Source organism: Kitasatospora sp. NPDC023385 (assembly GCF_055664045.1).
In genome coordinates this window covers 302,777-329,060 of sequence record NZ_JBVOOL010000005.1, presented here as the reverse complement: position 1 = coordinate 329,060, position 26,284 = coordinate 302,777, and the positions used below count along the sequence as shown (strand labels likewise).

Sequence of the window (26,284 nt, the reverse complement as noted above, 5' to 3'; positions counted from 1 at the left end):
GCCGGCAACCCCCCAGCGCCCCCGCTCCGGAGCCCGGAGCGGGGGCGCTGTCCTCCCCGGACGGCGCTGACAGCGGCGTGACAGTCGCCTGGCAGCGGACCGCCGCGACCGCCGCCGGGCTGACAGGGGACTGACAGCCGGGGCGGGCAGCCTGGCGGCATGACAGGAATCGCGACCGCCCCGAACACGCGGGGAACAGCCGGGAACGCCGTCGAGGTCCACGGCATCGTCAAGCACTTCGGTGACACCAAGGCCCTCGACGGCGTCGACCTCACCGTCCGCGAGGGCACCGTCCGCGCCCTGCTCGGCCCCAACGGCGCCGGCAAGACCACGCTGGTGCGCGTCCTCTCCACACTGCTCAAACCGGACGCCGGCACCGCGTTCGTCGGCGGCTACGACGTTCTGCGCCAGCCCAAGCAACTGCGCCGCACCATCGGCCTGACCGGCCAGTACGCCTCCGTGGACGAGTTGCTCTCCGGGTACGAGAACCTCTACCTGATCGGCCGGCTGCTCGACCTCTCCACCCGCGAAGCCAAGGCCCGGGCCGGCGAGCTGCTGGAGCGCTTCTCGCTCACCGAGGCCGCGAAGCGGCCCGCCAAGACCTACTCCGGCGGCATGCGCCGGCGCCTCGACCTGGCCGCCAGCATGATCGGCCGCCCCCGGGTGCTCTACCTGGACGAGCCCACCACCGGTCTGGACCCGCGCACCCGCAACGAGGTCTGGGACGAGGTGCAGCGGATGGTCTCCGAAGGCAGCACCGTGCTGCTGACCACCCAGTACATGGAGGAGGCGGAGCAGCTCGCGAACGAGCTGACCGTCATCGACCGGGGCCAGGTGATCGCCAACGGCGGCGTCGCCGAGCTCAAGGCCAAGGTCGGCGGCCAGATCCTCCAGGTCCGCCCGGCCCACCCGGCCGAACTGCCGGAGATGGCCCGCTGCCTGCACGCGAGCGGCATCACCACCGCCACCGTCGCCCCCGACGACGGCCTGCTCGCGGTGCCGATCACCGGCGAGGAGCAGCTCACCGCCGTGATCGGGGTGCTCGGCGGCCGCGGCTTCGCCATCGCCGGCATCGACACCAAGGTGCCCAGCCTGGACGAGGTCTTCCTCGCCATCACCGGCAAGCCCACCGCCGACGCGGCCACCGCGCCCGCCGCCGCCCTCGTCAAGGAGCCCGTCGCATGACCACCGCCACGCTCGCCCCCGCCCGGGCCGAGGACACCCGGATCGGCCTGACCGGCACCCTGCGCCACGTCGGCGCGCTGACCCGCCGGAACCTGATGCGGATCAAGGCCGACCCGGAGTCGATGTTCGACGCCGTGCTGATGCCGATCGTCTTCACCGTGCTGTTCGTCTACGTCTTCGGCGGCGCCATGTTCGCCGGGAACCAGGACGCGTACAAGCAGTTCATGATCCCCGGCCTGCTCGGCCAGACCGGCATGACGCTGGCGCTGGCCGTCGGCACCGGCCTGAACAGCGACTTCCAGAGCGGGGTGATGGACCGTTTCCGCACTCTGCCGATCGGCCGGGCGTCGGTCCTGCTGTCCAAGATCGTGGCGGAGACCCTGCGGGCCCTGCTCTCCTCCGCGATCCTGCTGACCTTCGCGTTCATCCTCGGCTTCGAGCTGAAGACCGGCGTGCCGGAGCTGCTGGCCGCGGTCGGCCTGTCGCTGGTGTTCGGCATGTCGATCGTCTGGATCTCGATGCTGCTGGGCATGTCGATGAAGAGCGCCCAGGCCGTCCAGGGCGTCTCCATGCTGGTCCTGATGCCCATGCAGTTCGGCAGCTCGATCTTCGCGCCGACCGACACCATGCCGGGCTGGCTGCAGGCCTTCACCAAGGTCAACCCGCTGTCCGCGCTGGCGGACGCCTCCCGCGCCCTGCTCAACGGCGAGGGGGCGGTGGCCCACCCGGTGATGATCGTGCTGGTCTGGTCGGCGGCCGCCACCGCGATCTTCGCGCCGCTCGCGGTCGCCCGCTTCCGCAAGCGGACCTGATCCCGAGCTCGTCGGCCCTCCGCCGCGGAGGGCCGACGGACGGGACGGCCGGCCGCCCGGGACAGGCACCGGCCGTCGAACGGGCCCGGCGGGCCGGTGACCAGGGGACGGACACCAGCCCGCCGGGCCCACGGCACGCGACGCGAGACCGGGCCTACCCGATCAACTCCGTCAGCAGCGCCTGCGTCTGGTCCTGCGTCATCGCGTCACCGCGGGCGTAGGCCTCCTCGTACGCCTCGTCGCCCAGCAGTTCCCGCAGCGCGGCGGCCGACCGCTCGCGCTCGGCGCGGTCCAGGTAGCCGCCCTTCGGGCCGTTCAGCCCGTTCTGCGCGCCCAGCAGGAGCGCCGCGGTGGCGGCCCGGTCCAGGTCCAGGTCACGTTCGGCGAAGGCCCGCAGGGTGCCGATCACGGCCGGCACCACCATGACCGCCATCTGCTCCACGAAACCGGACGACGTCATGATCGACCGCAGCATCCGCCGGCCCTCGCGGACCAGGTCGAACCCCCGCTCCGGGTCGCCGGCCCGGGCCGTGAGCCAGCCGCGGGAGGAGGTCAGCAGCCCGGAGACGACGCTCGGCGAGAAGAAGTCGAGTTTGGCCCCCTCCAGCCGGTCCAGTTCGGCCAGGGCCTGCGCGTACTCGCCGCGGTGGGCGTGCACGCCGCAGAGCATCAGGTGGCCGAACAGCCACGCGCCGCTGCTGGCCTGGTTCAGGCCCGGGGAGGCGACGTCGGCCAGCGCGGCCCGGATGACCCGCTCGCCCTCCGCCAGGTCCCGCCCCAGCAGGGCGCTGCCCAGGTGCACCCGCAGCATCGGCACCTCCTGCGGCGCCCCCAGCTCCTCGGCCAGCTCGATCGCCCGCTCGTACGCGGCGGCGGCCGCCTCGGCGTCGCCCCGGCCGGCCAGCGACTCGCCCTGGGCCGCCAGCGCCTGGGAGATCCCCCAGAGGTTGCCGGCCTGCCGGTACAGCTCCAGGGAGCGCTCGCCGTCCAGGACGCCCTGCTCCTCCCCGCCCGGCCAGTCGTTCATCATCTTGGCCCGGAGCTGCAGGACGAACGCCATGTCGTTCAGGCTGCCGTGCCGCTCGCAGCCGGCGACGCCGTCGTCGAGCAGGTCCTTCATCAGGTCCAGCCGGCCGGACAGGAAGGCGCCGAAGACCCGCATCAGCCCGGGGAAGCGGTAGGCCTGCGGCAGATCCGGGGTGTAGACCTCCAGCAGCTTCTGGGCGACGCCGACGGCCTGCGGATCGCCGAGCACCTCCAGGTTCCCCTCGAAGAGCCCGATCAGCCGGTACATCGCGAGCAGTCGGCGGGCCTCCTCGGCCACCCCCTCGGGCATCGGCAGGCCGTACGCGAGCACGTGGTGCTCCAGCGGCACCGGCGGCGGGGCGTCCGGGCCGAACGGATCCGGGCCGAGCGCGGCGACCGCGCTGTACCAGGTGCGGGCCTCCAGGCTGTAGTTGCGCAGCGACCAGTACCAGCTCATGCCGAGGGCGAGGGCCAGCGCCTGCTCCTCGTCCCGGAGGTCGATCGCGCGGCGCAGCGCGGCCCGGATGTTGTCCTGCTCGCGCTCCAGCACGGTCAGCCAGTGCAACTGCCGGGGGCCGTGGATCTGCAGGTCGGCGTCGGTGACCACGGAGCGGAAGTGCGCGAGGTGGCGCCCCTCGGTGGCCGCGCGCTCGGCCGCGGACGCGCCGAGGCGCTCCTGCGCGTACTCGTGGATGGTCTCCAGCATCCGGTAGCGCGGCAGGCTGGCGCCGTCCAGGTCGGCGACCAGCAGGGACTTGTCGACCAGCGAGAGCAGCAGGTCGGCGACCTCGCCGGGGGCCACGTCGACGCCGTCGGCGCAGACCGCCTCGGCGTCCTCCAGCTGCCAGCCGCCCGAGAAGACCGAGAGCCGGCGCAGCACCGCCCGTTCCCGCTTGCCCAGCAGGTCCCAGCTCCAGTCGACGACCGCGCGCAGGGTCTGCTGGCGCGGCAGCAGGGTGCGGCTGCCCGCGGTGAGCAGCGTGAACCGGCCGTCCAGCCGGTCGGCTATCTGGCGCGCCGTCATCACCCGCAGCCGGGCGGCGGCCAGTTCGATGGCCAGCGGCAGCCCGTCCAGGCGGCGGCAGATCTCGGCGCAGGCCTCCGGGTCGCCCTGCGGGTCGAAGCCGGGACGGGCGGCGGCGGCGCGCTCGGTGAACAGCCGCAGTGCGACCGGGTCGGGCAGCGGCTCGACCGGCAGCACCGTCTCGCCGGGCACGCCGAGCGGCTCGCGGCTGGTGGCGAGCACCGTCAGCCCCGGGCATTCGGCGAGGAGCACGTCGGCGAGGTCGGCGGCGGCCTGGACCAGGTGCTCGCAGTTGTCCAGGACGAGCAGCATCCGGCGGTGGCCGCAGTGCTCGACCAGCCGGCGCAGCGGGTCCTCGGCGCGCTTCTCGATCACCTCGGTGACGATGCTGGTGCTGTGCAGCACGATCTCGCGCAGGCCCAGGGCGGAGACCACGGCGGCGGGCACCGCGTCCGGGCTCTCCAGCGGGGCGAGTTCGGCCACCCAGACGCCGTCCGGCCAGCTCCCGGCGCCCTGTTCGGCCCGGCCGGCCTCGACCGAGAGGCTGGTCTTGCCGGAGCCACCGGGGCCGGTCAGGGTCACCAGCCGGCGCTGCGTCAACAGCGCGCGCAGCGCGGCGAGATCGGCCTCCCGGCCGACGAAGCTGGTCAGCCGGCCGCGCAGGTTGCTGCCGGCGCGCGGGGGTTGGGGCGCGGGCGCGGCCTTGACGGGGGCCGGCGCCGAGACCTCCGGCACCGTCGGGGCGAGCAACTCGGCGTGGAGGGCGCGGAGTTGCCCGCCCGGGTCGACGCCGAGCTCGTCGGCCAGGGCGCGCCTGGTCCGCTCGTAGTGGCGCAGCGCCTCGGCCGTCCGGCCGCTCTCGTGCAGCGCCCGGATCATCAGCAGCTGCAGCGGCTCGTCCAGCGGCTGCCGCTCGCACAGTTCGGTGAGCTCGGCCACCAGCTCGGCGGCCCGGCCGAGCCCGAGGTCGGCGGTGATCCGGTGGCGGCGGGCCTCCTCGCGCTGGGCCTCCAGCCGGGCGGCCGGGCCGGTGCGGTCCGGCAGGTCGGCGAGGGCGGGGCCGCGCCACAGCGCCAGGGCGGCGCGCAGCCGCTCGGCGGCGGGCGCGTGGTCCCCGGCGTCGAGGGCGCGGCGGCCCTCGGCGGTCAGCCGCTGGAAGTCGGCGAGGTCGGTGGCCGGGCCGGTCAGCCAGTATCCGGCCGGGCCGGAGCCGATCTCGTCCCGGCCGATGGTGCGGCGCAGCCGGCCGACGAGGGTCTGCAGCGCGGCGGAGGAGTCCTGCGGTGGATCGGCCTCCCAGACCTCGTCCACCAGGAGGTCGGCCGGCACGGGGCGGCCCTGCCGCAGGGCCAGCGCGGTCAGCAGCGCCCGCAGCCGGGCGCCGCCGAGCGGTACCGGGGTGCCGTCGTCGTGGTGGGCCGTGGTCGTCCCGAGGATCCCGTAGTGCACCGGACCATTCTGGTCGATCGGCGGGGATCGGGGCGCACAATTGTGCTGACCCCGTGGGCGCGGAGGAACGCGGCCAAGGATCCGGACGTTCATTCGGAGCGGCTTGTCGGTCGCGGGCCCGCCCGGCATGATCGACCCCTGCCCTGTTTCACCCGTCCCGCTGCCCACCTTCCCTCTGCCCACGGAGCACCCCCACCATGACCTTCGCCGCCACGCCGCGCTCCCGCAGCGAGGACCGCCGGATCAGCCCGGTGTTCTGGGTGCTCCTCGCCATACTCGGCACCTCCGGCTGGGCGGTGTACGCGGGCTACGGCAACGCCTCGTTCGGGGTGTTCCTGTTCGTCGTCGCGGGCTGGATGGTGTCGCTCTGCCTGCACGAGTACGCCCACGCGCGCACCGCGCTGCACGGCGGCGACCTCACCGTCGGCGCCAAGGGCTACCTGACGCTCAACCCGCTGAAGTACACCAACGTGCTGCTCAGCTTCGTGCTGCCGATCGTCTTCGTGATCCTCGGCGGCATCGGCCTGCCCGGCGGTTCGGTCTGGATCGAGCGGCACCGGATCCAGGGCCGGCTCAAGCACAGCCTGATCTCGGCGGCCGGTCCGCTGGTGAACCTGGTGATCGCGGCGGCGCTGCTGGTGCCGATCGGCGCGGGCTGGCTGGACGACCCGACGGTGCACGCGTTCTGGAACGGCTACGAGCTGACCATCTCGCCGTTCTCCGGCGCGCTCGGCTTCCTCGGCTTCCTCCAGCTCAGCGCGGCGGTGCTGAACCTGCTGCCGGTGCCCGGCCTGGACGGCTACGGCGTCGTCGAGCCGTGGCTGTCGCACAAGACCCGGCGCGCGGTCGAGCCGTTCGCGCCGTACGGGATGCTCGCGGTGTTCGCGCTGCTGTGGCAGCCCGAGGTGAACTCGTTCTTCTTCGGCATCGTCCACGACCTGATGAACCTCTTCGGCGTGGACCAGGACTACGCGACGCTCGGCCGGTACCTGTTCAGCTTCTGGAAGAACTAGCCCGCGGTAGCCCGCCCTTTTGCCCCGCGGGGGTCAGCCCCGCTCGGCCGCCACTGCCTCGGCGATCTTCGCGCGGCGGCGGTTCAGCCACAGCACGTTGCTGGCCACCCCGGCCAGCGGCAGCCAGACCAGGCCCAGCCAGAAGCCCTGGGTCAGCGAGAAGACGGCGGCGGCCAGCGCGAGGACGACGACGATCAGGGCGAGCAGGGACGTGCGGGGCATGGCGGGAGGCTCCTAGAACGGGTACGGCCGTCCGGATCGCGGCCGCCGTCCATTGTCGCCGACCTCACCCCCGGAGCGGTTCCAGGGGTGAGGCCGACACGGCGGCGGCCGGACCGCACGGCTCACACGTCGGTGATCCGCAGGCCCGCGTGCGCCTTGTAGCGGCGGTTGACCGAGATCAGGTTGGCCACCAGCGCCTCGACCTGGTGGGCGTTGCGCAGCCGGCCCGCGTAGATGCCGCGCATGCCGGGGATCCGGGCGGCCAGGGCGCGCACCACGTCGGTGGCGGCCCGCTCGTCGCCCAGCACCATGACGTCGGTGTCGACGGCCTCCACCGACTCGTCCTGCAGCAGCACCGCCGAGAGGTGGTGGAAGGCGGCGGTGACCCGGGAGTCCGGCAGCAGCGCGGCGGCCTGCTGGGCGGCGCTGCCCTCCTCCGGCTTCAGCGCGTAGGCGCCCTGCTTGTCGAAGCCGAGCGGGTTGACGCAGTCGACGACGATCTTGCCGGCCAGTTCCTCGCGCAGCGCGGCCAGCGTGGCGGCGTGGCCGTCCCACGGGACCGCGACGATCACGACGTCGCTCTCCCGGGCGACGGCGGCGTTGTCGGCGCCGCGCACGCCGAGGCCGATCTCGGCGGCCGAGGCCGCGGCCCGGGCGGCGTCCCGGGAACCGATGATCACCTGCTGGCCCGCCTTGGCCAGCCGCAGGGCCAGGCCGCGCCCCTGGTCGCCGGTGCCACCGAGGACACCGACCACCAGCTGCGAGACGTCCGGCAGTTCGTGGGCCGGGTTTGTCGCTGAATCGAGGGAAGTCATGGGCTGATCCTGCCAAACCCCCGGCCCGGCGCGACATCCTGGCCCGCATGGACGCGGTGAGAGTTTCGGCACTCCGGGAACGGCTGGCGGGCACGGGCTGGCTGGAGCGGGCCGGGAGCTTCGCCGGCTCGCTGCGGCGCTCGGTGGAGCGGCGCGGCGCGGCCGGACTGCTCCTGGTCGGCACCGAGGTGTACGAGCCCTGGCACCTCGCCGCCCACCTGACGGACGAGGCCGCCTGGTCGGCCGTCCCGCGGCTGGCACCGACCCTGCTACGGCACCGCCCGCCCGCCGGCGCCCCGGCCCACCTCGCGCACGACCTACGGCGGTTGACCGAGACCGGGCGCGGCGCCACCGTCCTGGTGGTGGCCCCGGAGGCGGCCGGCGCCCCGCTGCTCGAGCGGGTGCACGACGCCCGGCGGCACGGCGCGACCGTGCTGGCGCTGGACGGCGCCGCCTCCGCCGAACCGGGCGACCTCGGCGGGCTCGCACACGAACGGCTGGCCGTGGGCACCGCCGCCGAGGAGCCCTTCGACCTGGCCCAGCACCTGGTCAGCGCCGCCGCCGGCCAGCCGGCCGCCCGCCGCTCCGCCCTGGACCGGCTCGCCGACCTCGCCGGCCGGCTGGCCTCGGCCCCCGCGCTCAGCCGCTGGTAGAGGCGTCAGGGCTGGTGGGCACCTACTCGGTCGGGTCCTTCGGCTCGTCCCGCCACCGCGGGTCGTTCCGCCACTCCCGGTTGCGCTCGTCCGCGATCCGCAGGGCCTGGCCGGCCTCCTCGCGACTGGCGTACGGGCCGAGGCGGTCCTTCGCCGGGCACTCCGGACCCTCCTCGACCTTGTCGTGCTTGATGCAGTAGAACCACTCACCGGGCTTGCCGGTGGGCTTGCGGTGGAATCCGAGGGGCATGGCGATCTCCCGTTCAGGCACTCGGCGTTCGTTCGGACGGTCGGCGTTCAACTTCGGACGGTCGGCGTTCAACACTGACGTTCAACGCTGGGCGTCAACAGTCGGCGTTCAGAGGTCGGGTCGATACCGATCATTCCCGCGCCTGAGCCCCTCCGCACACCGCCCGACCCGGCGGAGCCCGGCGACTAGACTCGCGGCCATGGCTCTCGTACCCGGCATCCAGTCCCCCACCCGCAAGGTCCCGGCGCACATCGCGCGCCCCGAGTACGTCGGGCGCCCCGCCCCGGCGCCGTACACCGGGCCCGAGGTGCAGACCGCCGAGACGATCGAGAAGATGCGGATCGCGAGCCGGATCGCCGCCCGGGCGATGGAGGAGGCGGCCAAGCTGATCGCCCCCGGCGTCACCACGGACGCGCTGGACGCCGTCGCCCACGCGTACATGTGCGACCACGGCGCCTACCCGTCCGACCTCGGTTACCGGGGCTTCCCCAAGTCCGTCTGCACCTCGATCAACGAGGTGATCTGCCACGGCATCCCGGACTCGACCGTGCTGCAGGACGGCGACATCGTCAACATCGACGCCACCGCGTACATCCACGGCGTGCACGGCGACCTCAACGCCACCTATCTGGTCGGCGACGTGGACGAGGAGTCCCGGCTGCTGGTCGAGCGCACCCGGGAGTCCCTCGCCCGGGCGATCAAGGCGGTCAAGCCGGGCCGTCAGATCAACGTCATCGGACGGGTCATCGAGTCCTACGCCAAGCGCTTCGGCTACGGCGTGGTGCGGGACTTCACCGGGCACGGCATCAACACGTCGTTCCACTCCGGCCTGATCATCCCGCACTACGACAGCGAGCGGGCCACCGAGGTGATCAAGCCGGGCATGACGTTCACCATCGAGCCGATGCTGACCCTGGGCACCTACGACTACGAGATCTGGCCGGACGGCTGGACGGTCGTCACCAAGGACCGCAAGCGCACCGCCCAGTTCGAGCACACCCTGGTGGTCACGGCGGACGGCGCGGAGATCCTCACCCTGCCGTGACCGTGGCCCGGCGACGGGCGCAGTGCTCGGTGCCCGGTGTCAGCCGATGAGCCACTGCTCCTCGGCCACCGCGCCCACCTCGGTGCAGGCGTCGGTCAGCACGTCCAGGACGCGCAGCGGGTCCGGCAGTGGCTGCTCGGGCCCGCGCAGCCACCGCACCCGGGAGCCGTCCGGCAGCGCGGCCGGCGGGAGCAGGGTGTAGGAGCCGCGGCAGTGCCAGCGCAGGCCGGGGTGCTCGGACATGGTGTCCGGGGTGGAGTCGAGCGCGCTGGGCCACCACTCGTCCTCGTCCTGCGGGGTGCCGCGGGTAGCGGTGAAGAACAGGTACCGGTCCTCGCCGACGGCGGCGACCGGGCCCTCGACGCCCAGCGCGGTCAGCCGCTCCAGCGCCAGCCGTCCGGCCTCCGCCGGGACGTCCAGCACGTCGTGCACCCGGCCGGTGGCGGTGATGAAGTTGGCCCGCGGGTCGCGGGAGAGCCAGCGGGAGAGCTGGTCGGGGTCGGTCGTGGCCTGGGTCTGCCAGGCGAAGGAGACCGGGTGCTGGGCCGGGGCCGGACAGGCCACCCGGTCACAGGAACATCGGTAGCCGGTCGGGTGGGCGGCCGGCGCGAGCGGGAAACCGGCGCGCGCCGCGCCGAGCAACTCGTCCAGCCCGCCGGCCGGGCCGTCCGTGCCCCCCACGCGCGTCCGCTGACGATCACGCTTCTGCCACCAGGTCGTCCACTTGCCGCCGGCTTCCATCGGGCCCCTTCCGCGCAACTGCCGTGCCTGGTGCGACACAGCGTTCGACGTACCACTCGACGCAACGCGCGGCGCCCCCGGCTGCTTCCCGAGGGTGCTCGGCCCTGTCGTCCGCGCCCCGCCGACCGCGGCCCGGGATCACCGGACGGCCGACGCCCGGGTCACGGTACGCAGTCGCGGCAGCACGCTGTCCGCGCCGGATCGGCCGGCGGGGCACGTGGATCCGCGCCTCTCCCGGCCCGTACGGGGCCCGCTGACCCGGGTGGAACCCGAGGGCGTAACAGGAAGGATAAGGGTGCGCGGGGCCTCCGGATGACCGGGGGCGGTGCCTCTCCGGTCACACTCCCGCGCGCACCCCGCGCACACTCCCGGCACGCGGCCCTCACGAGGCACTCCCGCCCGCCCGTCCGCCGGCCCAGGCCTTCGCCCTCCCCTCCGGGTGTTCCCGGTCACCCCGGCGGGGCCCGTGGTCACCCGCGCGGAGGTGAGATCCTGGACGGATGAAGAGCGCGGACACCGCATTCGTCGGCGGCCCCCTGGACGGGAAGATCCTCCCGATCCCCCTCGGGCCGATGCTCGGCGTGCCCAAGAAGTACATGGTGCCGGTCCCCGCGCACGGCCAGGCCCCCGCGCGCACACTGGTGTACGTCCGGGCCAAGCAGGTACGGGGCCTGAGCTGGTTCTGGCGCTACGAGTACGACGAGGCGGCCACCGCCAAGGCCTCCGGCTGACGGCCCGCCCGCTCCCCCATCGCCTCCCCGGGAGGTCGGCATGGCCAGGACGGAACGCCACCCCAGGAACCGCCCCGGCGCGGTCGCGCACCACAACCGGCAGGTCGCCGTCGTCACCGGGGCGCTGCTGCCGGTGGTGTGCCTCTACAGCGTCGTCATCGGGCCCGACGGCTGGCTCTGGTTCGGCTGGGCGGTGCTGCTGCTCGTCAGCGTGGCGCTGTTCGTGGTCCGCCCCTGAGCGGCGGCACCGCGCGCCGACCGCCAGGGCCGGGCATGGCCTGCGCCCAGCCGCTACGGTGACGGGCATGGCCGGAGAACGAGATCTTGCGACGCTGCTGCACGGGATGCGCCCGCTGCTCAACCCGGGGCGGTACGTGTACTGCACGCTCCCCGCGAGGGTGCCCGCCGGCATGCGGCCGGTGGTGACCGTCGCCGAACCCGAGGGGGTGACGGTGGTCGTCGCCCAGGAGGAGGCGGACGCGCTCGGACTGCGCTACGAGTACGTGGCGGCCTGGATCACCCTGCAGATCCACTCGGCGCTGGAGGCCGTCGGGCTGACCGCGGCCGTGGCCGGGCGGCTCGCCGAGGAGGGGATCAGTTGCAACGTCGTGGCCGGCTTCCACCACGACCACCTGTTCGTCGCCGCCGACGACGCCGAACGCGCCGTCCGCGCCCTCGAGGAGCTCGCCGCCCGCTCCGCCTGAACCCCGTCCGCCCGACAGTCCCGCCGGGTGGCCGCCTCCGACCGGTCCTTCGACACTGGAACCAGCCGCCCCGCCAGGGGCGGCCCCACCGGAAGGAGACGGCCGCCATGGCCAACTGCGTCACCTGCGGAAACGACTACTGGCTGGCCTTCGAGATCAAGACGGTCACCGGCGACACCTACACCTTCGACAGCTTCGAGTGCGCGATGGAGAAGCTCGCGCCCCGCTGCGAGCAGTGCAACGTCCGCATCGTGGGCCACGGCGTCGAAGTGGCCGGCATGTTCTTCTGCTGCGCCAACTGCGCCCGGGTCAACGGCGGGCTCGGCGAGCAGATCCGCGACGCCGTCGGCGCGCACCCCGCCTAGTCGGCGCGCGCCCCGCCCGGTCACGGGCGGGAAGGGGGCGGAAGAGTCGGCCTGTACGCCGGGTTCTGTCTCCCGGGTTGCTTGCGCGGCCCGGGGAGGCGGCCATCCATCTAGGACTGCCGTTGCCGACAGCCTCGTGCGGTCCACCCGCGGACTCGGGCGAGCAGCCTTCGAACGTCCGCGCACGGCGCCCGAAGGCGCCGATCTTGACCTTGCTCCAGGTGGGGTTTACCTAGCCGGCCGGGTCACCCCGGTCGCTGGTGGTCTCTTACACCACCGTTTCACCCTTACCCACCACGAAAAGCGGTGGGCGGTCTGTTTTCTGTGGCACTGTCCCGCGGGTCACCCCGGGTGGGCGTTACCCACCACCCTGCTCTGTGGAGCCCGGACGTTCCTCGGCGGGTCTGTGACCCGTCGCGACCGCCCGGCCGGCTCTTCCGCCGTAGTGGTCATCGTAGCCGCTCGGGCGGCGCCTCCCGTACACCGGACCGGACGGCCGGCGGCTCGGCGCCGAGGCGGGCGGCCACCCGGGCGGCCGTCCCGCTCGCCCAGGCGGTGGTGGTGGCCAGGCCCAGCGCGAGGATCGCGCCGCCGAGGCCGACCATGATCCACCAGCCGGCGTGGCTGGCCGGGGCGAAGCCGATCGCCACCGGGCCGACCACCGCCGAGGTGACGACCGTGCCGATCACCGCCACGCCCAGCGACTGGCCGACCTGACGGCTGGTCGAGGCCACCGCGGCCGCCACACCCGCCTGGGAGCGCGGCATGCCGGAGACCGCGGAGTTGGTGATCGGCGCGTTGACCATGCCGAAGCCGAAGCCGAACAGCGCGTACGCGACCAGCAGCAGCGCCGGCGGGGAGTCGGCGGTGAGGCGGGTGAGCAGCAGTCCGCTCGCGGCGAGGCCGAGCCCGGCCGCGACCAGCGGCAGGCGCGGGCCCCGGATGCCGACGATCCGGCCGGACAGCGGCGCGCAGACCAGCATCATCCCGGCCATCGGCAGCGTCCACAGACCGGCCTCGACCGGGCCGTAGTGCCGGACGTCCTGCAGGTACAGGGTGTTGAGGAAGAGGAATCCGCCGAGCGCGGCGAAGGCGCAGACCGCGGTGACGGTGGCCCCGGTGAACGGCGCGGCGGCGAAGAACCGCGGGTCCACCAGCGGCTCGGCCACCCGCATCTCCCAGAGCGGGAAGGCCACCAGCGCGGCCACGGCGGTCACGGCGAGGGCGAGGATCAGCGGGGAGGTCCAGCCGTTCGCCGGGCCCTCGATGATCGCGGCGGTGCCGCAGCCGAGCAGCACGACCATCAGCAGCTGCCCCACCGGGTCCAGTCGGCGCGGCCGGGGCGAGCGGGACTCCGGAACGAAACGGGCCGTCAGCAGGATGGCGGCCAGCGCCACCGGCACGTTGATCAGGAAGATCGACGGCCAGCCCGCGCCGTCCACCAGGAAGCCGCCGAGCAGCGGGCCGAGCGCCATCGAGATGCCGACCACACCGCCCCAGACGCCGATCGCCTGGGCCCGCTCCTTCGGATCGGTGAAGGTGTTGGTGATGATCGACATCGCCACCGGGTTGAGCATCGAGCCGCCCACCGCCTGCAGCGCCCGGAACGCCACCAGCCACTCCAGGCTCGGCGCCAGGCTGCAGAGCAGCGAGCCGAGCGCGAAGCACACCAGTCCGGTCAGGAACACCCGGCGGCGGCCGAACCGGTCGGCCACCGAGCCGAACAGCATCAGCAGCGAGGCCAGCACCAGGGTGTAGGCGTCGATGATCCACTGCAGCCCGGACGCCGGCGCGTCCAGGTCCCGCTGGATCGCGGGCAGGGCGATGTTCACCACGGTGTTGTCGAGGCCGACGATGAACAGGCTCAGGCAGCAGATCGCCAGGACGAGGAGACGGCGGCGCCGCCCGGGCGCGGGGGCGGCGGCGGTGGGTTGGGCTTCGGGCACGGACCGATCCTCCCATCGCGGACCGAGGGGCGGGAAGGCCGGACGGACCGTACGAGTGGCGGGCGGGCGGGCGGCAGGCGGACGGCGGCGGGCGGGACGGGCCACCCGGCTACACCGCGGCGAAGCGGACGGTCCGGGTGACCGGGTCGGCCGTCGTCAGCCGGACGTCGATCACCCGGCCGAGCGGCAGCCGGCCGTCAGCCCCGGCGGCCGGGCCGCCGCTCCGGGCGTCGCAGCGGGCCCGGACGGCCGGATCCCGCAGCTGCACCGTGCCGGAGGTGGGCCGCTTCCCGTCCACGTCGACGACCACCGCCGTGAAGTCCTCGCCCTCCCGGCCCGCCAGCAGCTCCGCCTCCACCAGGTCCACGCAGGCGCGCTCGACCTCGCCCGCGCGGCGGTCCCCGGCCGCCATCAGCGCCGGCAGGGTCGGCAGCGCCTCCCGCGCCCAGTCCGGCACGTCCTCCCCCGCCGCCACCGCCGCGCACACCTCCTGCGCGAACCGGTCGCCGAGGCGGCGCAGCGGCGCGGTGCAGTGCGCGTACGGGGCACCGAGCGCGGCGTGGCCGGGCGCGGCGGGCGCGGGCAGGCCGCGGGACTCGTCGAAGGCGTGGTAGCCGGCGCCGCGCAGCAGGCTCGTACAGGCGGTGAGGAAGGCGGCGTTCAACGGGACGTCCGGGTCCAGGGAGCGGATCAGCTCCGGGTACGGGAGCGCCTGCGGCCAGTCCACGTCCAACGCGGCGGCGATCCGGCGCAGCCGCTCGTACGCGGCGGGGGGCGCGGCGGGCAGGGTGCGCAGCAGGCCGACGCCCGCGTCCAGCATCAGTTCGGCCGCGGCCATGCCGGTGAGCAGGGAGATCTGGGCGTTCCAGCCGTCGGCGGGGTTGGGCGCGCGGTAGCCGAGGACGTAGCCGTGCAGGGTCTCCTCGACCTCCTGCTCGGGCACCGGCAGGCTGATCCCGCCGCGGGCGCGTTCCTGTTCCTCGCGCAGCCGGCCGACGGTGGCGAGCAGGGCGAGCTGCTCGTCGGCGCCGCCGAGCTCCACGGCGCGCTGGACGGCGGCGTAGTCGAGGCGGCGGTGCGAGCGGACGAGGGCGCGCCGCAGGTCGGCGAGGACGACGGCGCCGTCGGCGTCCAGGTCGAGCTGCCAGAGCAGGGCGGGCCGGGGCTCGCCGGGCAGCAGACTGGCGGCGTCCTCGGAGATCCGGGTGGGGTGCAGCGGTACCCGGTGGTCGGGGAAGTAGAGGGTCTCGACCCGGCGGCGGGCCTCGGTGTCGATCGCGCCGCCGGGGCGGACGAAGGCGGCGACGTCGGCGATCGCGTAGTGCACCCGGTAGCCGCCGCCGGGGCGGTGGGCGAGGTGCATGGCCTGGTCGAGGTCGCGCGAGCCGGGCGGGTCGACGGTGAACAGCGGCAGGTCGGTGGCGTCGTGCTCGGGCAGCCGGGGGCGCTCGGCCGCCTCCTCCGCCTCGGCGAGCACGGCCTCCGGCCACTCGGTGTGGATCTCCAGAAGGGTGCGGAGTTCGGTCAGCTCGGTGTTGATCCGGGCGGAGTCGGCGGCCTTGACGCGCAGTTTTCGGCGAGGCATGGGGGCAGCGTAGGGCGAATCGGGTGATTCGGGACGGAGGCTCAGCGCCCCAGCAGGGACTTCAGGTCCTTCGCCGCGAGCGCGACCGCGTCGTCGTACCCGCCGGTGGCCAGCCGTGCCTCCCTCACCTGCACCCGCCCGGCCATCACCGCCTGCGCCGCCGCCCGCAGCGCGAACTCCAGCGCCTGCCGGGTCTCCGCCGGCAGCCCAGCGGGCAGGCGCACGGACAGGGACTCCTCCACGGCATCGCCGTCGCCGGGCACCAGGTCCAGGGGTCGCAGGGTCATCTCGCTCACTCTCCTTCGCTGCTCACGGTAGTGGCGGACGCGGGATGTTCCCACCGGTTTCCCCTGCTCCCGCCTCCGCCGCCGAGAGCGGAGCGGGCGGTCGGAGCGGGCGGTCGGAGCGGGCGGCCGGAGCGGGCGGCCGGAGCGGCCGCAGTAGGGTGGCGGGGTTCGTCCGCCACAAACTGTTGAGGAGTCCGCTGTGCTGGTGCTGTTGCCGCCTTCGGAGGGCAAGGCCGGGTCGGGGGACGGCGGGCCCGTGGCGCTGGACGGGCTGTCGCTGCCCGGGCTGACGGCGGCGCGCGGGGTGGTGCTGGACGCGCTGGTCGGCCTCTGCCGGGGTGATGAGGACACCGCCGCCGAGGTGTTGGGCCTCTCCCCCGGTCTGCGGGGCGAGATCGCCAAGAACGCCGGTCTGTTGGCGGCCGGTGCGCGACCGGCGGGCGAGGTGTACACCGGGGTGCTGTTCGACAACCTCGGGCTGGCCACCCTGGACGCCGCCGCGTACGACCGGGCCGAGCGCTCGCTGCTGGTGTTCTCCGGGCTGTGGGGCGCCGTGCGGATCTCCGACCGGATCCCGTCCTACCGGTGCTCGATGGGCGTGAAACTCCCCGGACCGGGGGCGCTCGGGGCGTACTGGCGGAGCGCGACGGCCTCCGTGCTGCCGGAGGTGGCGGACGGGCTGGTGCTGGACCTGCGCAGCTCCGCGTACGCGGCGGCCTGGAAGCCGGCCGGCGAGGTGGCCGCCCGGACCGCCACCGTCCGGGTGCTGCAGGAACGGGACGGCAAGCGCAGCGTCGTCAGCCACTTCAACAAGGCGACCAAGGGCCGCCTGGTGCGGGACCTGCTGGTCGCCGGGGCCGAGCCGAAGACGCCCGGCGAGCTGATGGACGCGCTGCTGGCGCTGGGCCACCGGGTGGAGCTCGCGGCGGAGGGCACGGCTCGCAAGCCGTGGCAGCTGGACGTGGTGGTCACCGAGGTGCACTGAGCCCGGGAGGGGTCAGCGCAGGTGCGAGGTGTCGTTGAGCAGCCGCAGCGAGGCGTTGCCGTCCGCGTAGTACTGGACGGCGCAGATCGAGGCGGCGCTCAGCTCCATCCGGTACATCGAGTCCGGCGGGGCGCCGAGCGCCAGCCGGACCAGCGTCTTGATGGGGCTGACGTGGGAGACCACCAGCACGGTCTTCCCCGCGTACCGGGCGATGATCCTGTCCCGGGTGACGCCGGCCCGGTGGGTGAGGGTGGTGAAGCTCTCGGTGCTGCCGGTCGGCTTGGCCTTGGCGGAGGCGAGCCAGGCCGACAGGTCGTCCGGGTGGCGGTCCTGCACTTCGGCGAAGGTCAGGCCCTCCCAGTCGCCGAAGTCGACCTCGCGCAGCCCGTCCTCGTACCGCACCTCCAGGCCGAGCCTGGCGGCGACGGTCTCGGCGGTCTGCCGGGTGCGGCGCATCGGGGAGGCGACCACGGCCTGGATGCTGCCGCGCGCGGCCAGCGCCTCGGCGGCCCGTTCGGCCTGCCAGCGGCCCTTGTCGGACAGCTCCGGGTCGCTGCCGCCGCTGCCGGAGAAGCGCTTCTCCGGGGTGAGCGGGGTCTCGCCGTGGCGCAGCAGGACGAAGGTGGTGGGGGTGCCGAGGTCGGCCGGGGCGGCCCAGCCGGCCTTGGGGGTGGCGGTCTCCAGGGACGGCTCGTCCGCGGCGGCCGGGGCCTTCGGCTTCGGCTCCCACGGGCGCCCGGCCTTGCCCGCGTCCATCGCCTCGTTGGCCAGCCGGTCGGCGTCCTTGTTCCGCTCGCGCGGGATCCAGGTGTACGTGACCCGGCCGCGCGGGAAGACGGCGCGGGCCTCGGCGGCGAGCGGCTGCATGTCGGGGTGCTTGATCTTCCAGCGCCCGGACATCTGCTCGACGACCAGCTTGGAGTCCATCCGGACGTCCACCGAGGCGTCCGGGTCGAGGTCGCGGGCCGCCTTGAGGCCGGCGATCAGGCCCCTGTACTCGGCCACGTTGTTGGTGGCGTGGCCGATGAACTCGGCGGCTTCGGCGACGATCTGCCCGGTGTCCCCGGCGCGGACCACCGCGCCGTAGCCGGCCGGCCCCGGGTTGCCCCGGGCCCCGCCGTCCGCCTCGACGATGAAGCGCGCCGCCACCGGCTCAGACGCCCGCGTCGGCGGTGCGGACCAGGATCCGCGAGCAGTTCTCGCAGCGGACGACCTTGTCGGCGGGCTCGGCCTTGATGGCGTTCAGCTCGGTGATCGAGAACTCGGTGCGGCAGCCCTCGCAGCGGCGCTGGTAGAGGCGGGCCGCGCCGACGCCGCCCTGCGTCTCGCGCAGCTTGGTGTACAGCTTCAGCAGGTCGGCGGGGATGACGGCGGCGACGGCCTCGCGGTCGCGCTTGACCTTGTCGGCCTCGGTGTCGATCTCGGCGAAGGAGGCGTCGCGGCGGCCCTCGGCGTCGGTGAGGACGACGGTGGAGTGCTCCAGCCGGGCGGACAGCTCCTCGACCCGGGACTTGGCGCTCTCCTGGCGCTCCATGATCTCCAGCACGATGTCCTCCAGGTCGCCCTGGCGCTTGGCAAGCGAGCCGATCTCGTGCTGGAGGTTCTCCAGGTCCTTCGGCGAGGTGATCGCGCCGGAGTCCAGGCGCTGCTGGTTGCGGGCGGCCCGGGCGCGGACCTGCTCGACGTCCTGCTCGGCCTTGGTCAGCTCGCGGGCGGTGTCGCCCTTCTGGGCCTCGGCGGCGACGACGAGGGACTTGAGCGCGGTGTGGTCGGCGGTCGCCTTCTCGATCTCGGCGTGCTCGGGCAGCATCCGGCGCCGGTGAGCCAGCTGGTCGAGCTTGGAGTCGATGGCCTGGAGGTCGAGCAGGCGGATCTGGTCGGCGGGCGCGGCGTTCAAGGGGAGAGCTCCTGTGGATCGGGTCAGGCGGTGAAGGACATGGGGGCGTGCGCGGTCCACGGGTCGGTGACCCGGTGGGAGACCTTGGTCTCCACGGCCCAGCCGCGCTTGTCGGCGGCGGACCGCAGGGCGCGCTCGGCCAGGCCGAGCCAGGGCCACTCGGTGGCCCAGTGGGCGGCGTCGACCAGGGCGACGGGCGCCGTCTCGGCGGCCTCGGAGGCCGGGTGGTGGCGCAGGTCGGCGGTCACGTAGGCGTCCACGCCGGCCGCCCGTACGTCGGCGAGGAAGCCGTCGCCCGAGCCGCCGCACACCGCGACCCGGCTGACCAGCCGGTTCGGGTCACCCGCGACGCGGACGCCGGCGGCGGTGGCGGGCAGGCCCCCGGCGACCCGCGCGGCGAACGCGGACAGCGGCAGCGGGGGCTCCAGCAGGCCGATCCGGCCGGTGCCGCGGCGGCCCAGCGGGTCGGTCGGGTCCGGCACCAGCGGACCGGTCACCCACAGGCCCACCGCCTCGGCCAGCGCGTCCGAGACGCCGGGGTCGGCGTGGTCGGCGTTGGTGTGGGCGACGTGCAGGGCGATGCCGTTGGTGATCAGCGTGTGCACCACCCGGCCCTTGGCGGTGGTGGCGGCGACGCTGGTGGTGCCGCGCAGGTAGAGGGGGTGGTGGGTGACCACCAGGTCGGCGCCCCACTCCACCGCCTCGTCGACGACCGTCCGGACCGGGTCGACGGCGAACAGCACGCGGCGGACCTCGGCCTGAGGGTCTCCGCAGACCAGGCCGACGGCGTCCCAGGACTCCGCCCACTGCGGCGGGTAGACCTCTTCGAGCGCGGTGATGACGTCGGACAGTTTCGGCACCTGTCGAGACTACCGTGCGCGCGGCGGCGGTCGGGCCTCGGCCGTTCGGGGCCCGGCGTTCGAACCGGTCCGGGCGGGGTTCGGACGGGGGTGCCGTGGGCGTACGGATGCGCGTCAACCTGCGACGGAGGCGTCCGGACCGGGCCGCGTCGGCCGTTCGCACCGGTACGCCTGGCGTCCACTGCTCACATCGGAGCTCTCGTACGAATTCGAAACCGCCTCTTGATCACCCTTACGAGTGAAGTGACCGGCTCTGCGTTGAGCGGGCGGCTTGCTCGAAACTAACTTCGCTTCTGCGAACGGGAGTTGCCCCGGTCGCCCCGGCCGACAACCGGGGCGGGCACCCCGTGGGCGGGGCCGGATCCCGCCGGCCCAGGCCTCGTCCTCCTCGACCCCGCAAGGGCGTGCGAGGGGCGTGCGAGGGATGGCGACGAGCACTGGGCACCCATGGGCGGCGGCCGGGACGAAGGGATGTGGTGGCACATGAAGGCGGGCACATCGCTGCGTACGGCCGGCGACCGGGGGTCGGCGGGGAGCGGACCGGTGGGGCGCGGAGCGGAGGCCGCCGGTCCGTGGCCGGAGGCGGCGCGGGCGGCCCTGGCCGGCGCCGGAGGCCGGGGAGGCGACGGCGGCTGGAATGTCACCGTCGGCGGCTTCTGGTGCACGGCCAGGCCGGCCGCGCCCTCGCCCCTGCCCGAGCAGGGCTGGAAGCTGCACGTGAGCGCGGCCTCGGCGGTCGGCGAGGAGGTGCTCGCGGCGGTCGTCCGGGTGCTCGCCGCGGACCCGTGCAGCTTCAAGTTCGCCGCCGCGCAGGAGCGGCTGAGCGAACTCAACTCCCGTAACAGCGACCGTGGTTCGGCTGGCAAGTTCATCACCGTCTACCCGGCGGACGACGCCCAGTTCCAGCGGCTGGCGGCCGAGCTCGACCGGGCCACCGCCGGGCTGCCGGGGCCCGTGGTGCTCTCCGACCGGCCGTACCGGCCCGGCAGCCGGGTGCACTACCGGTACGGCGCGTTCGCACTGCCGGCCGAGCTGGGCAACGACGGCGAGTACCGATCAGTGCTGCGCGGGCCGGGCGGAGAGCGGGCCGAGGACGTCCGCGGGGGCTCGTACCGGGCGCCGGGGTGGGTGCGGGATCCGCTGCGCTCCGAGGCTACTGGCGGCGCACGGCGCAGGGGCGGCGTGCTGCTGGCCGGGCGGTACGCGGTGACGGCCGCCGTGCGGCACGGCGCCAAGGGCGGGGTGTTCCTCGGGCGGGAGGCGTCGAGCGGCGCCGAGGTCGTGGTCAAGCAGGCTCGGGCGCACATCGAGGTCGACCGCGCTGGCACCGACGCCCGGGACGCGCTGCGGCACGAGGCCGCGCTGCTCGACCGCCTGGCCGGGCACGGCCTGGCACCGCGCGCCGTCGAACTGATCGAACAGGACGACTCCGTCTTCCTGGTGCAGGAACGAATCGCCGGACAGCCGCTAGGCAGCTGGGTCGCCGCCCGGCTGCGGCGCGACGGCAGCCCCGACGTCGACTGGGCCGAGGCCGGACCGGTCGCGCACGCCCTCCTCGACCTGGTCGAGCGGGTGCACGCCCACGGGCTGGTCCTGCGCGACCTCTCCCCCGGCAACGTCATGGTCCGCCCCGACGGCACCCTGCGGCTGGTCGACCTCGAACTCGCCGCCGAGACCGGCCGCGCCGCCGGATCGGCCGGCACCCCCGGCTACCGCGCACCCGAACACGGGCCCGGCCGGCTCGCCCTCGCGGGCACCTGCGTCGCCGACCCGGCCGTCGACCTGTACGCCCTCGGCGGCCTGCTCTTCCTCCTGGCCACCGGCCACGACCCGCTGCTGCCGGACGACCTCCCGCAGGGCCGCCCGGTCGCCGAACGACTCGGCCGCTGGCTCGCCCTCGCGGCCCGCACCGGGGCCACGGCACGGCGCCTGGCACCGGCGATCCTCGGGCTGCGGGCCGAAGACCCGCAGCAGAGGTGGGGCCTCGCCCGGGTACGGGAGGCGCTGCGCGACGGCGAGGCGGCGGGGGGCGGTGAGGCGCCGGCGGGCGGCGAGGCGCCGGCGGGCGGCGAGGCACTGCGCGACGGCGGGGGCGGCGTCAGCGCTCGGCAGGCGCGGCCCGGGAGTGCGCAGCCCGCCGCCGTCACGCCCCTCTGGCACGCCACCGCCCGGCAGGGCGCAGGCCCGGCCATCACCCGCGCAGCCACCCGCGCAGCCGCCGCACCGGTGGGCGCCGACGACGCCCCGCCCCTCGACCGCCTCCTCGCCGACGGCCTGCGGCACCTCGCCGCCACCGCCACCCCGGGGCGGCGGGACCGGCTGTGGCCCGTGGTGCCCGCCGGAGAGCGGACGGATCCGTGCAACGTGCAGCACGGGGCCGCCGGCGTGCTGGCCGTGCTGGCCCGGGCGGTCGCGGCCGAGCACCTGCCGGACGAGGTGCGGGCGGAGGCCGCGCGGACGGCCCGGACCGCCGCCGACTGGATCGAACGGCGCATCGCCGCCGAGCCGGTGGTACTGCCCGGGCTGCACTTCGGCCGCTCCGGCACCGCCTGGGCCCTGCTGGACGCCGCCCGGGCCCTCGGCGCCACCGACCTGGCCGACCGGGCCGCCGGGCTCGCCCGCCGGATCGCCGTCGAGTGGCCCAACCCCGACGTCTGCCATGGCGCGGCCGGCTCCGGGTTCACCCAACTCCGGTTCGCCGCCGACCACTTCGCCGGCCCCGGCGCACCCGTCGACGGCTTCGGCAGCTCGGACTTCCTCGACCGCGCCGCCCACGGCGCCCGCACACTGCTCGCCGCCGCCCGCCGCGAACCGTACGGGACGGTCTGGCCGGTGCCCGAGGGCTTCGACTCCGCGCTCGCCGGGATCACCCACCTCGGCTTCGCCCACGGCGTGGCCGGCGTGGGTGCCTTCCTCCTGGCCGCCGCCGGGGCGACCGGCGACCAGGCCCTGCTCACCGGCGCCACCGACGCCGGGCGGACCCTCGCCGCGACCGCCCGGTGGGGCGACGGCCGCCAGAGCGCCTGGTGGCCGCAGAGCGCGGCCGACCCGGAGCACATCCGGCTCTCCCACTGGTGCAGCGGCTCCTCCGGCGCGGGCAGCTTCCTGCTGCGGCTCGCGCGGGCGACCGGCGACGCCGCCACGCTCGACCTGGCCCGCGCCGCCGGACGCGCGGTCCTGGCGGCCCGCTGGCACGGCGGCGTGAGCGCCTGCCACGGGCTGGCCGGCGACGGCGAGTACCTGCTGGACCTCGCCGAGGCCACCGGCGAGCCCGGATTCCGCACCGGCGCCGAGCAGTTGGCCGCCCTCATCGCCGCCCGCGCGGCCCTGCGCGACGGCCTCCTGGTGCTCCCCGACGAGACCGGTACGGGCTGCGCGCCCGCCTACGGCACCGGCACGGCAGGCCCGTTGGCCTTCCTGCTGCGGCTGCGCCACGGCGGCCCACGGCTCTGGCTGGACCCGACACCGCCCACCGTACGCCAACTCCCCTCCGGTACCGGCGGGGTGAGCGGAGCATGAATGTGGCCACCCGGACCATGACCCAGGCCCTGCGCCGGCTGAGCTTCACCTTCGCTGCCGACGGCAGCCATGCCGCCTGCCTCGCCTCGTCCGCCGACAGCGGCTGGTACGTGGAGAGTTGGCGACTGCCGCAGGACGGCGCCCCGGCCGCGCCGCTCGCGCTGCCGCTGTCCGGCAACCGCTCGGAGAGCCTGCGTTCGCAGCTGGTCGCCCTGCCGGACGGCGCGGTGCTGATCTGCCGGCACGACGGCGAGCGGCACGACCTGGTCCGCCTCTCGTACGGCGAGAACGCCGCCGTGGAGCAGCCGTTGGCCTCCCTCCGGATGGCCGGGCTGCGCCTGCTGCCGCTCCCGGTACCGGCGGGCGCCGGCCCCCGGACGCCGGTGGCCGTCGCCCTCGGCACCGACACCCGCCCGGCGACCACCGTCTGGCTGCTGCGCACGGACGGCAGCGCACCGGAACAGGCCGCCGAGATCCCGGGATTGCACGGCGGCGGCGCCTGGCTGGACCACGCGGGCGCGCTGCTCGCGCTGGACCGGGTGAACACCGGCCTGGTGCGCAGCGTGGTGCTCGACCTGCGCAGCGGCGCCACCACCCCGCTGCTGGAGATCGGCGAGCGCAGCAACGACCGCCTGGTGCTGTTCGACCCGGACAGCCGGTTCGCGATGGTGCGCAGCGACGCGCCCGGCACCGACCGGCTCGGCTGGGGCGTCCTCGACGGCGGCGCGCCGCTGCGGTTCCCGGAGTGCCTGCACGTCGCGGGCATGTTCCTGCGGCCGGTCGCGCTGCGGCGGGGGGCGGACGGCCCCCGGGTCGCGGTGCAGATCGACCACGGCGCGGGCTCGGCGCTCGCCGTGTGGCAGCCGTCCGCCGGGCGGCTGGACCCGCTGCCGGTGCCGCCCGGTCGGCTCGGCGCGGTCGGGCACTGGGACGCGGCGGGGCTGCGGATGCCGTACTCCTCGCCCGGCCACCCGGCGGCGCTGGCCACCCTGGACGTGGACGCGCTGCTGGCCCACGGGCCGGTGCCGGCCGCCACCGGCCCGATGCCGCTGCCGCTCCAACTCGCGCCGCTGACCTCCGGACTGCCCGGGCCCTGGCGGGACACCGTACTGCCCTGGCAGCCCGGCGCGGTGCGCCCCGTCCGGACCCCGCCTCCCGGCTGGCGGCTGGACGGCAGCACCCCGCCTGGCGACGGCGGCCGCTGGCACCCCGCCCAGAGCCTCGAACTGGCGGGCCCGGCAGGCCCGTTGGAAGCCGTGGTGTACGGCGGGGACGCCTGGCTGAGCAGCCCGCACCTGGTGCTGGCCCTGCACGGCGGCCCGGCGGACGCCTGGCGGCTGGAGTTCGACCCGGCCCTGCAGCGGATGGCCGCCGAGGGCCTGGCGGTGGTCGCGCCGAACCAGCGCGGCTCCACCGGCTACGGCGTGGCGCACGCGATGGCCATCCGGGGCGCCTGGGGCGGGCCCGACCTGGACGACGTGCTGTACCTGCTGGACGGCATCGCCGGCCAGCGGGCGGCGCTCGGCCTGGAGCCGCCCGCGTTGTTCGGGGTCAGCTACGGCGCGTTCCTGGCGCTGCTGGCCGCCGCGCACGCACCGGCCGAACACGTCGCCCGCTGCGCGGTGGTCGCACCGTTCCTGTCCGGCGCCCGGCTGCTCGCCGAAGCGGCGCCCCCCGTACGGGCGTTGACCACCCGCCTGGGCGGTGGCGAAACGATCGCCGACGCCCGCGGGCCGCGCGACGTGCTGCAGCTGGCGCACCGGCTGACCGCGCCGCTCCTGGTCGTGCACGGCAACCGGGACGAGGTCGTGCCGGTGAGCCAATCCCGCTCGCTGCGGCACGAGTTGCTGCGGATCGGCCGCGTCGAGGGCCAGGACTTCCGGTACGTCGAGGCGGCCGGCTCCGGGCACGAGGTGCTCGCCGAGGAAGGCGCCGCCGTGCTGCACGAACTGCTGGCCGCGTTCCTGCGGACCGGCCGGCCGGGCTGACCTGGCTGGCCGGGCTCGACCGGGCTTGATCCGACTCGATCGGGCTCGATCGGGCTCGATCGGGCTCGACCGCCCGCATTCCCAGACTCCCGGGCTCGCTGAGGCCCGGGGCACACCCCCGGAGCGGTGGATGGAGGCCGCCCGGGGTGCAACACCCTGCGCCCGCAGGCAGATCGCGGCGGGCGTGACCTCAAGGGGAGGAACCGATCATGGAGAACATGGTGGACTTCGAGACCGACCTCGCGGCGCTGCAGGACCTGCCGGAGACCGAGTCCGTCGAGCTGACCGGCCACGGCAACGGCTGCCAGTACACCTGTCTCATCCTGACCTGCCTGCTCTTCACCGTCAGCTGAGCCACCGGCTCGGCCGACCGCTGAGCGGGCGGTAGCAGCCGGGTGCCGTCCCTGCCTGTCCGGACAGGCAGGGACGGCACCCGTCTTCCCGCCCGCGCGCATAACCGGCCCGCTCCTCCGCGTACCTCCGTGTTCCGACTCTCCGACGGGAGCTTCGAGTTGCCCCGCCGCCCCACCGGCTGGACCCTCGCGCTGGGCCTCGCCCTGCGGCCTTCGCCGCCCGGCCGGGGACGCTGGTGGTGGTGGCGCACCGCATCAGTTCCGCGCTGCGGGCGGACCGGGTGCTGCTGTTGGACGGCGGGCGCGGGGTGCTGGCCCGGCACGGCGACCTGCAGGTGCTGTCGCCGCTCTACCGGGAGCTGGTCGGCCACTGGCTCGGTTCGGTGCCCCGGAGCAGCGCCGGACTCGCGTCGTGATCTCGATAGGATCTCGTACGTTCCGGCCGTTATGGTGGCCGGGGCACGGGCCGCGATCACCGGCTACGGGCGCGTACGGAGCGCCCGATCGGGGACCTGACCGCGCGCCACCGGCGCCGGCCGGGCGCCGATGACCTGCAACCCTCAGCACGGAAAAGACGATTTCTCATGTCCGACACCCTCACCGACACCACCGGCCCCGCCACCAAGGGGACCGACGCCGACGAGAAGACGGCCGCATACAGCGCGCACGGCCGCCACCGCGGCCACTCCGCCCCCGACGACAGGCCGGGGTCCGACCCGCACGGCCGCCACCGCGCCGCCGCGGCGCGGGGCTGACCACACCCGCGAGGACGCGACAACGCGAACACGCGGCCGCGAGCACGCACGCAGCACGCACGCGACACGCAGGC

Annotated in this window: 26 protein-coding genes and 1 other RNA gene; 15 read left to right on the top strand and 12 right to left on the bottom strand. The window is 74.9% G+C overall.

What is annotated here, in order from left to right; all coding sequences use genetic code 11:
- Nucleotides 1-159 precede the first annotated feature (159 nt).
- Nucleotides 160-1,185 carry an ATP-binding cassette domain-containing protein gene (locus AC0B61_RS11320; RefSeq protein ID WP_471740384.1) on the top strand — a complete coding sequence of 342 codons (1,026 nt, stop codon included), beginning with the start codon at nt 160-162 and terminating at the stop codon, nt 1,183-1,185.
- Nucleotides 1,182-1,997, top strand: coding sequence for an ABC transporter permease (locus AC0B61_RS11315; RefSeq protein WP_471740383.1), 816 nt, complete (start codon nt 1,182-1,184; stop codon nt 1,995-1,997). The genes AC0B61_RS11320 and AC0B61_RS11315 overlap by 4 nt, the downstream gene beginning before the upstream one ends.
- Before the next feature lie 154 nt (nt 1,998-2,151).
- On the opposite strand, the gene AC0B61_RS11310 is transcribed toward AC0B61_RS11315, so the two are convergent.
- Entirely contained in the window at nt 2,152-5,496 is a 3,345-nt protein-coding gene (locus tag AC0B61_RS11310; RefSeq protein ID WP_471740382.1) for an ATP-binding protein, read from the bottom strand.
- Between the two features lie 197 nt (nt 5,497-5,693).
- On the opposite strand from AC0B61_RS11310, the gene AC0B61_RS11305 reads away from it, so the two are divergent.
- Complete coding sequence (locus AC0B61_RS11305; RefSeq protein ID WP_471740381.1) at nt 5,694-6,509, top strand: site-2 protease family protein; 816 nt, start codon at nt 5,694-5,696, stop codon at nt 6,507-6,509.
- Between the two features lie 33 nt (nt 6,510-6,542).
- Here AC0B61_RS11305 and AC0B61_RS11300 read toward each other — a convergent pair whose 3' ends face one another.
- Together AC0B61_RS11300 and npdG are read right to left on the bottom strand one after the other, a co-directional pair.
- The gene (locus AC0B61_RS11300) at nt 6,543-6,731 is read right to left on the bottom strand and encodes a hypothetical protein (protein WP_471740380.1); all 189 of its coding nucleotides are present in this window, start codon (nt 6,729-6,731) and stop codon (nt 6,543-6,545) included.
- A gap of 122 nt (nt 6,732-6,853) precedes the next feature.
- Entirely contained in the window at nt 6,854-7,546 is a 693-nt protein-coding gene (gene npdG, locus AC0B61_RS11295) for an NADPH-dependent F420 reductase (RefSeq protein WP_471740379.1), read from the bottom strand.
- A gap of 47 nt (nt 7,547-7,593) precedes the next feature.
- Here npdG and AC0B61_RS11290 point away from each other — a divergent pair, with 47 nt between their 5' ends.
- Complete coding sequence (locus AC0B61_RS11290; RefSeq protein WP_471740378.1) at nt 7,594-8,199, top strand: hypothetical protein; 606 nt, start codon at nt 7,594-7,596, stop codon at nt 8,197-8,199.
- Between the two features lie 22 nt (nt 8,200-8,221).
- Here the strand turns inward: AC0B61_RS11290 and AC0B61_RS11285 are convergent, their stop codons facing one another.
- Complete coding sequence (locus AC0B61_RS11285) at nt 8,222-8,449, bottom strand: hypothetical protein (RefSeq protein WP_471740377.1); 228 nt, start codon at nt 8,447-8,449, stop codon at nt 8,222-8,224.
- 199 nt (nt 8,450-8,648) lie between these two features.
- Here AC0B61_RS11285 and map point away from each other — a divergent pair, with 199 nt between their 5' ends.
- Nucleotides 8,649-9,494, top strand: a complete 846-nt coding sequence (gene map / locus AC0B61_RS11280; protein ID WP_471740376.1) for a type I methionyl aminopeptidase — start codon at nt 8,649-8,651, stop codon at nt 9,492-9,494.
- Between the two features lie 39 nt (nt 9,495-9,533).
- On the opposite strand, the gene AC0B61_RS11275 is transcribed toward map, so the two are convergent.
- Nucleotides 9,534-10,235, bottom strand: a complete 702-nt coding sequence (locus AC0B61_RS11275) for a bifunctional DNA primase/polymerase (RefSeq protein WP_471740375.1) — start codon at nt 10,233-10,235, stop codon at nt 9,534-9,536.
- Between the two features lie 500 nt (nt 10,236-10,735).
- Here AC0B61_RS11275 and AC0B61_RS11270 point away from each other — a divergent pair, with 500 nt between their 5' ends.
- The 4 genes from AC0B61_RS11270 to AC0B61_RS11255 all read left to right on the top strand — a co-directional run bounded on the left by AC0B61_RS11270 (nt 10,736) and on the right by AC0B61_RS11255 (nt 12,035).
- Entirely contained in the window at nt 10,736-10,966 is a 231-nt protein-coding gene (locus AC0B61_RS11270; protein ID WP_471740374.1) for a hypothetical protein, read from the top strand.
- 40 nt (nt 10,967-11,006) lie between these two features.
- On the top strand, nt 11,007-11,204 hold the full coding sequence (locus AC0B61_RS11265; RefSeq protein WP_471740373.1) for a hypothetical protein: 198 nt from the start codon (nt 11,007-11,009) through the stop codon (nt 11,202-11,204).
- Nucleotides 11,205-11,271: 67 nt separating this feature from the next.
- Nucleotides 11,272-11,670: an ACT domain-containing protein gene (locus tag AC0B61_RS11260; protein WP_471740372.1), complete on the top strand. Its 399-nt coding sequence runs from the start codon at nt 11,272-11,274 to the stop codon at nt 11,668-11,670.
- A gap of 107 nt (nt 11,671-11,777) precedes the next feature.
- On the top strand, nt 11,778-12,035 hold the full coding sequence (locus AC0B61_RS11255) for a Prokaryotic metallothionein (protein ID WP_471740371.1): 258 nt from the start codon (nt 11,778-11,780) through the stop codon (nt 12,033-12,035).
- Nucleotides 12,036-12,073: 38 nt separating this feature from the next.
- On the opposite strand, the gene rnpB is transcribed toward AC0B61_RS11255, so the two are convergent.
- From rnpB to AC0B61_RS11235, 4 genes are all read right to left on the bottom strand, one after another.
- Nucleotides 12,074-12,471, bottom strand: an RNA gene (gene rnpB, locus AC0B61_RS11250) — RNase P RNA component class A.
- 13 nt (nt 12,472-12,484) lie between these two features.
- Nucleotides 12,485-13,981, bottom strand: coding sequence for an MFS transporter (locus tag AC0B61_RS11245; RefSeq protein ID WP_471740370.1), 1,497 nt, complete (start codon nt 13,979-13,981; stop codon nt 12,485-12,487).
- Nucleotides 13,982-14,090: 109 nt separating this feature from the next.
- Nucleotides 14,091-15,566: an RNB domain-containing ribonuclease gene (locus AC0B61_RS11240; RefSeq protein WP_471740369.1), complete on the bottom strand. Its 1,476-nt coding sequence runs from the start codon at nt 15,564-15,566 to the stop codon at nt 14,091-14,093.
- A gap of 41 nt (nt 15,567-15,607) precedes the next feature.
- Complete coding sequence (locus AC0B61_RS11235) at nt 15,608-15,853, bottom strand: hypothetical protein (protein ID WP_471740368.1); 246 nt, start codon at nt 15,851-15,853, stop codon at nt 15,608-15,610.
- Between the two features lie 199 nt (nt 15,854-16,052).
- On the opposite strand from AC0B61_RS11235, the gene yaaA reads away from it, so the two are divergent.
- Nucleotides 16,053-16,838 carry a peroxide stress protein YaaA gene (gene yaaA, locus AC0B61_RS11230; RefSeq protein ID WP_471740367.1) on the top strand — a complete coding sequence of 262 codons (786 nt, stop codon included), beginning with the start codon at nt 16,053-16,055 and terminating at the stop codon, nt 16,836-16,838.
- Between the two features lie 12 nt (nt 16,839-16,850).
- Here yaaA and AC0B61_RS11225 read toward each other — a convergent pair whose 3' ends face one another.
- From AC0B61_RS11225 to AC0B61_RS11215, 3 genes are read right to left on the bottom strand one after another with little or no spacing between them, the layout of a single operon-like run.
- Nucleotides 16,851-17,987, bottom strand: a complete 1,137-nt coding sequence (locus tag AC0B61_RS11225; RefSeq protein WP_471740366.1) for a bifunctional RNase H/acid phosphatase — start codon at nt 17,985-17,987, stop codon at nt 16,851-16,853.
- Nucleotides 17,988-17,991: 4 nt separating this feature from the next.
- Nucleotides 17,992-18,735 carry a zinc ribbon domain-containing protein gene (locus AC0B61_RS11220; protein ID WP_471740365.1) on the bottom strand — a complete coding sequence of 248 codons (744 nt, stop codon included), beginning with the start codon at nt 18,733-18,735 and terminating at the stop codon, nt 17,992-17,994.
- Between the two features lie 23 nt (nt 18,736-18,758).
- A complete protein-coding gene (locus tag AC0B61_RS11215) occupies nt 18,759-19,595 on the bottom strand; it encodes a Nif3-like dinuclear metal center hexameric protein (protein WP_471740364.1) in 837 nt (278 codons plus the stop codon).
- Nucleotides 19,596-20,138: 543 nt separating this feature from the next.
- Between AC0B61_RS11215 and lanL the strand changes: the two genes are divergently transcribed.
- From lanL to AC0B61_RS11190, 5 genes are all read left to right on the top strand, one after another.
- Nucleotides 20,139-23,114, top strand: a complete 2,976-nt coding sequence (gene lanL, locus AC0B61_RS11210; protein ID WP_471740363.1) for a class IV lanthionine synthetase LanL — start codon at nt 20,139-20,141, stop codon at nt 23,112-23,114.
- Nucleotides 23,111-25,102 carry a S9 family peptidase gene (locus AC0B61_RS11205; protein ID WP_471740362.1) on the top strand — a complete coding sequence of 664 codons (1,992 nt, stop codon included), beginning with the start codon at nt 23,111-23,113 and terminating at the stop codon, nt 25,100-25,102. The genes lanL and AC0B61_RS11205 overlap by 4 nt, the downstream gene beginning before the upstream one ends.
- 209 nt (nt 25,103-25,311) lie before the next feature.
- The gene (locus AC0B61_RS11200; protein WP_350630852.1) at nt 25,312-25,455 is read left to right on the top strand and encodes a VenA family class IV lanthipeptide; all 144 of its coding nucleotides are present in this window, start codon (nt 25,312-25,314) and stop codon (nt 25,453-25,455) included.
- 242 nt (nt 25,456-25,697) lie between these two features.
- Nucleotides 25,698-25,871 carry a hypothetical protein gene (locus tag AC0B61_RS11195; RefSeq protein WP_471740361.1) on the top strand — a complete coding sequence of 58 codons (174 nt, stop codon included), beginning with the start codon at nt 25,698-25,700 and terminating at the stop codon, nt 25,869-25,871.
- Between the two features lie 168 nt (nt 25,872-26,039).
- Entirely contained in the window at nt 26,040-26,210 is a 171-nt protein-coding gene (locus AC0B61_RS11190) for a hypothetical protein (protein ID WP_471740360.1), read from the top strand.
- Nucleotides 26,211-26,284: the final 74 nt, after the last annotated feature.

Coding starts and splice junctions, on each gene's coding strand:
- AC0B61_RS11235 (WP_471740368.1), bottom strand. CDS start 15,853: ATGACCCTGCGACCCCTGGACCTGGTGCCCGGCGACGGCGATGCCGTG.
- AC0B61_RS11200 (WP_350630852.1), top strand. CDS start 25,312: ATGGAGAACATGGTGGACTTCGAGACCGACCTCGCGGCGCTGCAGGAC.
- AC0B61_RS11305 (WP_471740381.1), top strand. CDS start 5,694: ATGACCTTCGCCGCCACGCCGCGCTCCCGCAGCGAGGACCGCCGGATC.
- map (WP_471740376.1), top strand. CDS start 8,649: ATGGCTCTCGTACCCGGCATCCAGTCCCCCACCCGCAAGGTCCCGGCG.
- AC0B61_RS11205 (WP_471740362.1), top strand. CDS start 23,111: ATGAATGTGGCCACCCGGACCATGACCCAGGCCCTGCGCCGGCTGAGC.
- AC0B61_RS11190 (WP_471740360.1), top strand. CDS start 26,040: ATGTCCGACACCCTCACCGACACCACCGGCCCCGCCACCAAGGGGACC.
- AC0B61_RS11255 (WP_471740371.1), top strand. CDS start 11,778: ATGGCCAACTGCGTCACCTGCGGAAACGACTACTGGCTGGCCTTCGAG.
- AC0B61_RS11285 (WP_471740377.1), bottom strand. CDS start 8,449: ATGCCCCTCGGATTCCACCGCAAGCCCACCGGCAAGCCCGGTGAGTGG.
- npdG (WP_471740379.1), bottom strand. CDS start 7,546: ATGACTTCCCTCGATTCAGCGACAAACCCGGCCCACGAACTGCCGGAC.
- AC0B61_RS11290 (WP_471740378.1), top strand. CDS start 7,594: ATGGACGCGGTGAGAGTTTCGGCACTCCGGGAACGGCTGGCGGGCACG.
- AC0B61_RS11260 (WP_471740372.1), top strand. CDS start 11,272: ATGGCCGGAGAACGAGATCTTGCGACGCTGCTGCACGGGATGCGCCCG.
- AC0B61_RS11315 (WP_471740383.1), top strand. CDS start 1,182: ATGACCACCGCCACGCTCGCCCCCGCCCGGGCCGAGGACACCCGGATC.
- AC0B61_RS11275 (WP_471740375.1), bottom strand. CDS start 10,235: ATGGAAGCCGGCGGCAAGTGGACGACCTGGTGGCAGAAGCGTGATCGT.
- AC0B61_RS11320 (WP_471740384.1), top strand. CDS start 160: ATGACAGGAATCGCGACCGCCCCGAACACGCGGGGAACAGCCGGGAAC.
- AC0B61_RS11270 (WP_471740374.1), top strand. CDS start 10,736: ATGAAGAGCGCGGACACCGCATTCGTCGGCGGCCCCCTGGACGGGAAG.
- AC0B61_RS11240 (WP_471740369.1), bottom strand. CDS start 15,566: ATGCCTCGCCGAAAACTGCGCGTCAAGGCCGCCGACTCCGCCCGGATC.
- AC0B61_RS11265 (WP_471740373.1), top strand. CDS start 11,007: ATGGCCAGGACGGAACGCCACCCCAGGAACCGCCCCGGCGCGGTCGCG.
- AC0B61_RS11300 (WP_471740380.1), bottom strand. CDS start 6,731: ATGCCCCGCACGTCCCTGCTCGCCCTGATCGTCGTCGTCCTCGCGCTG.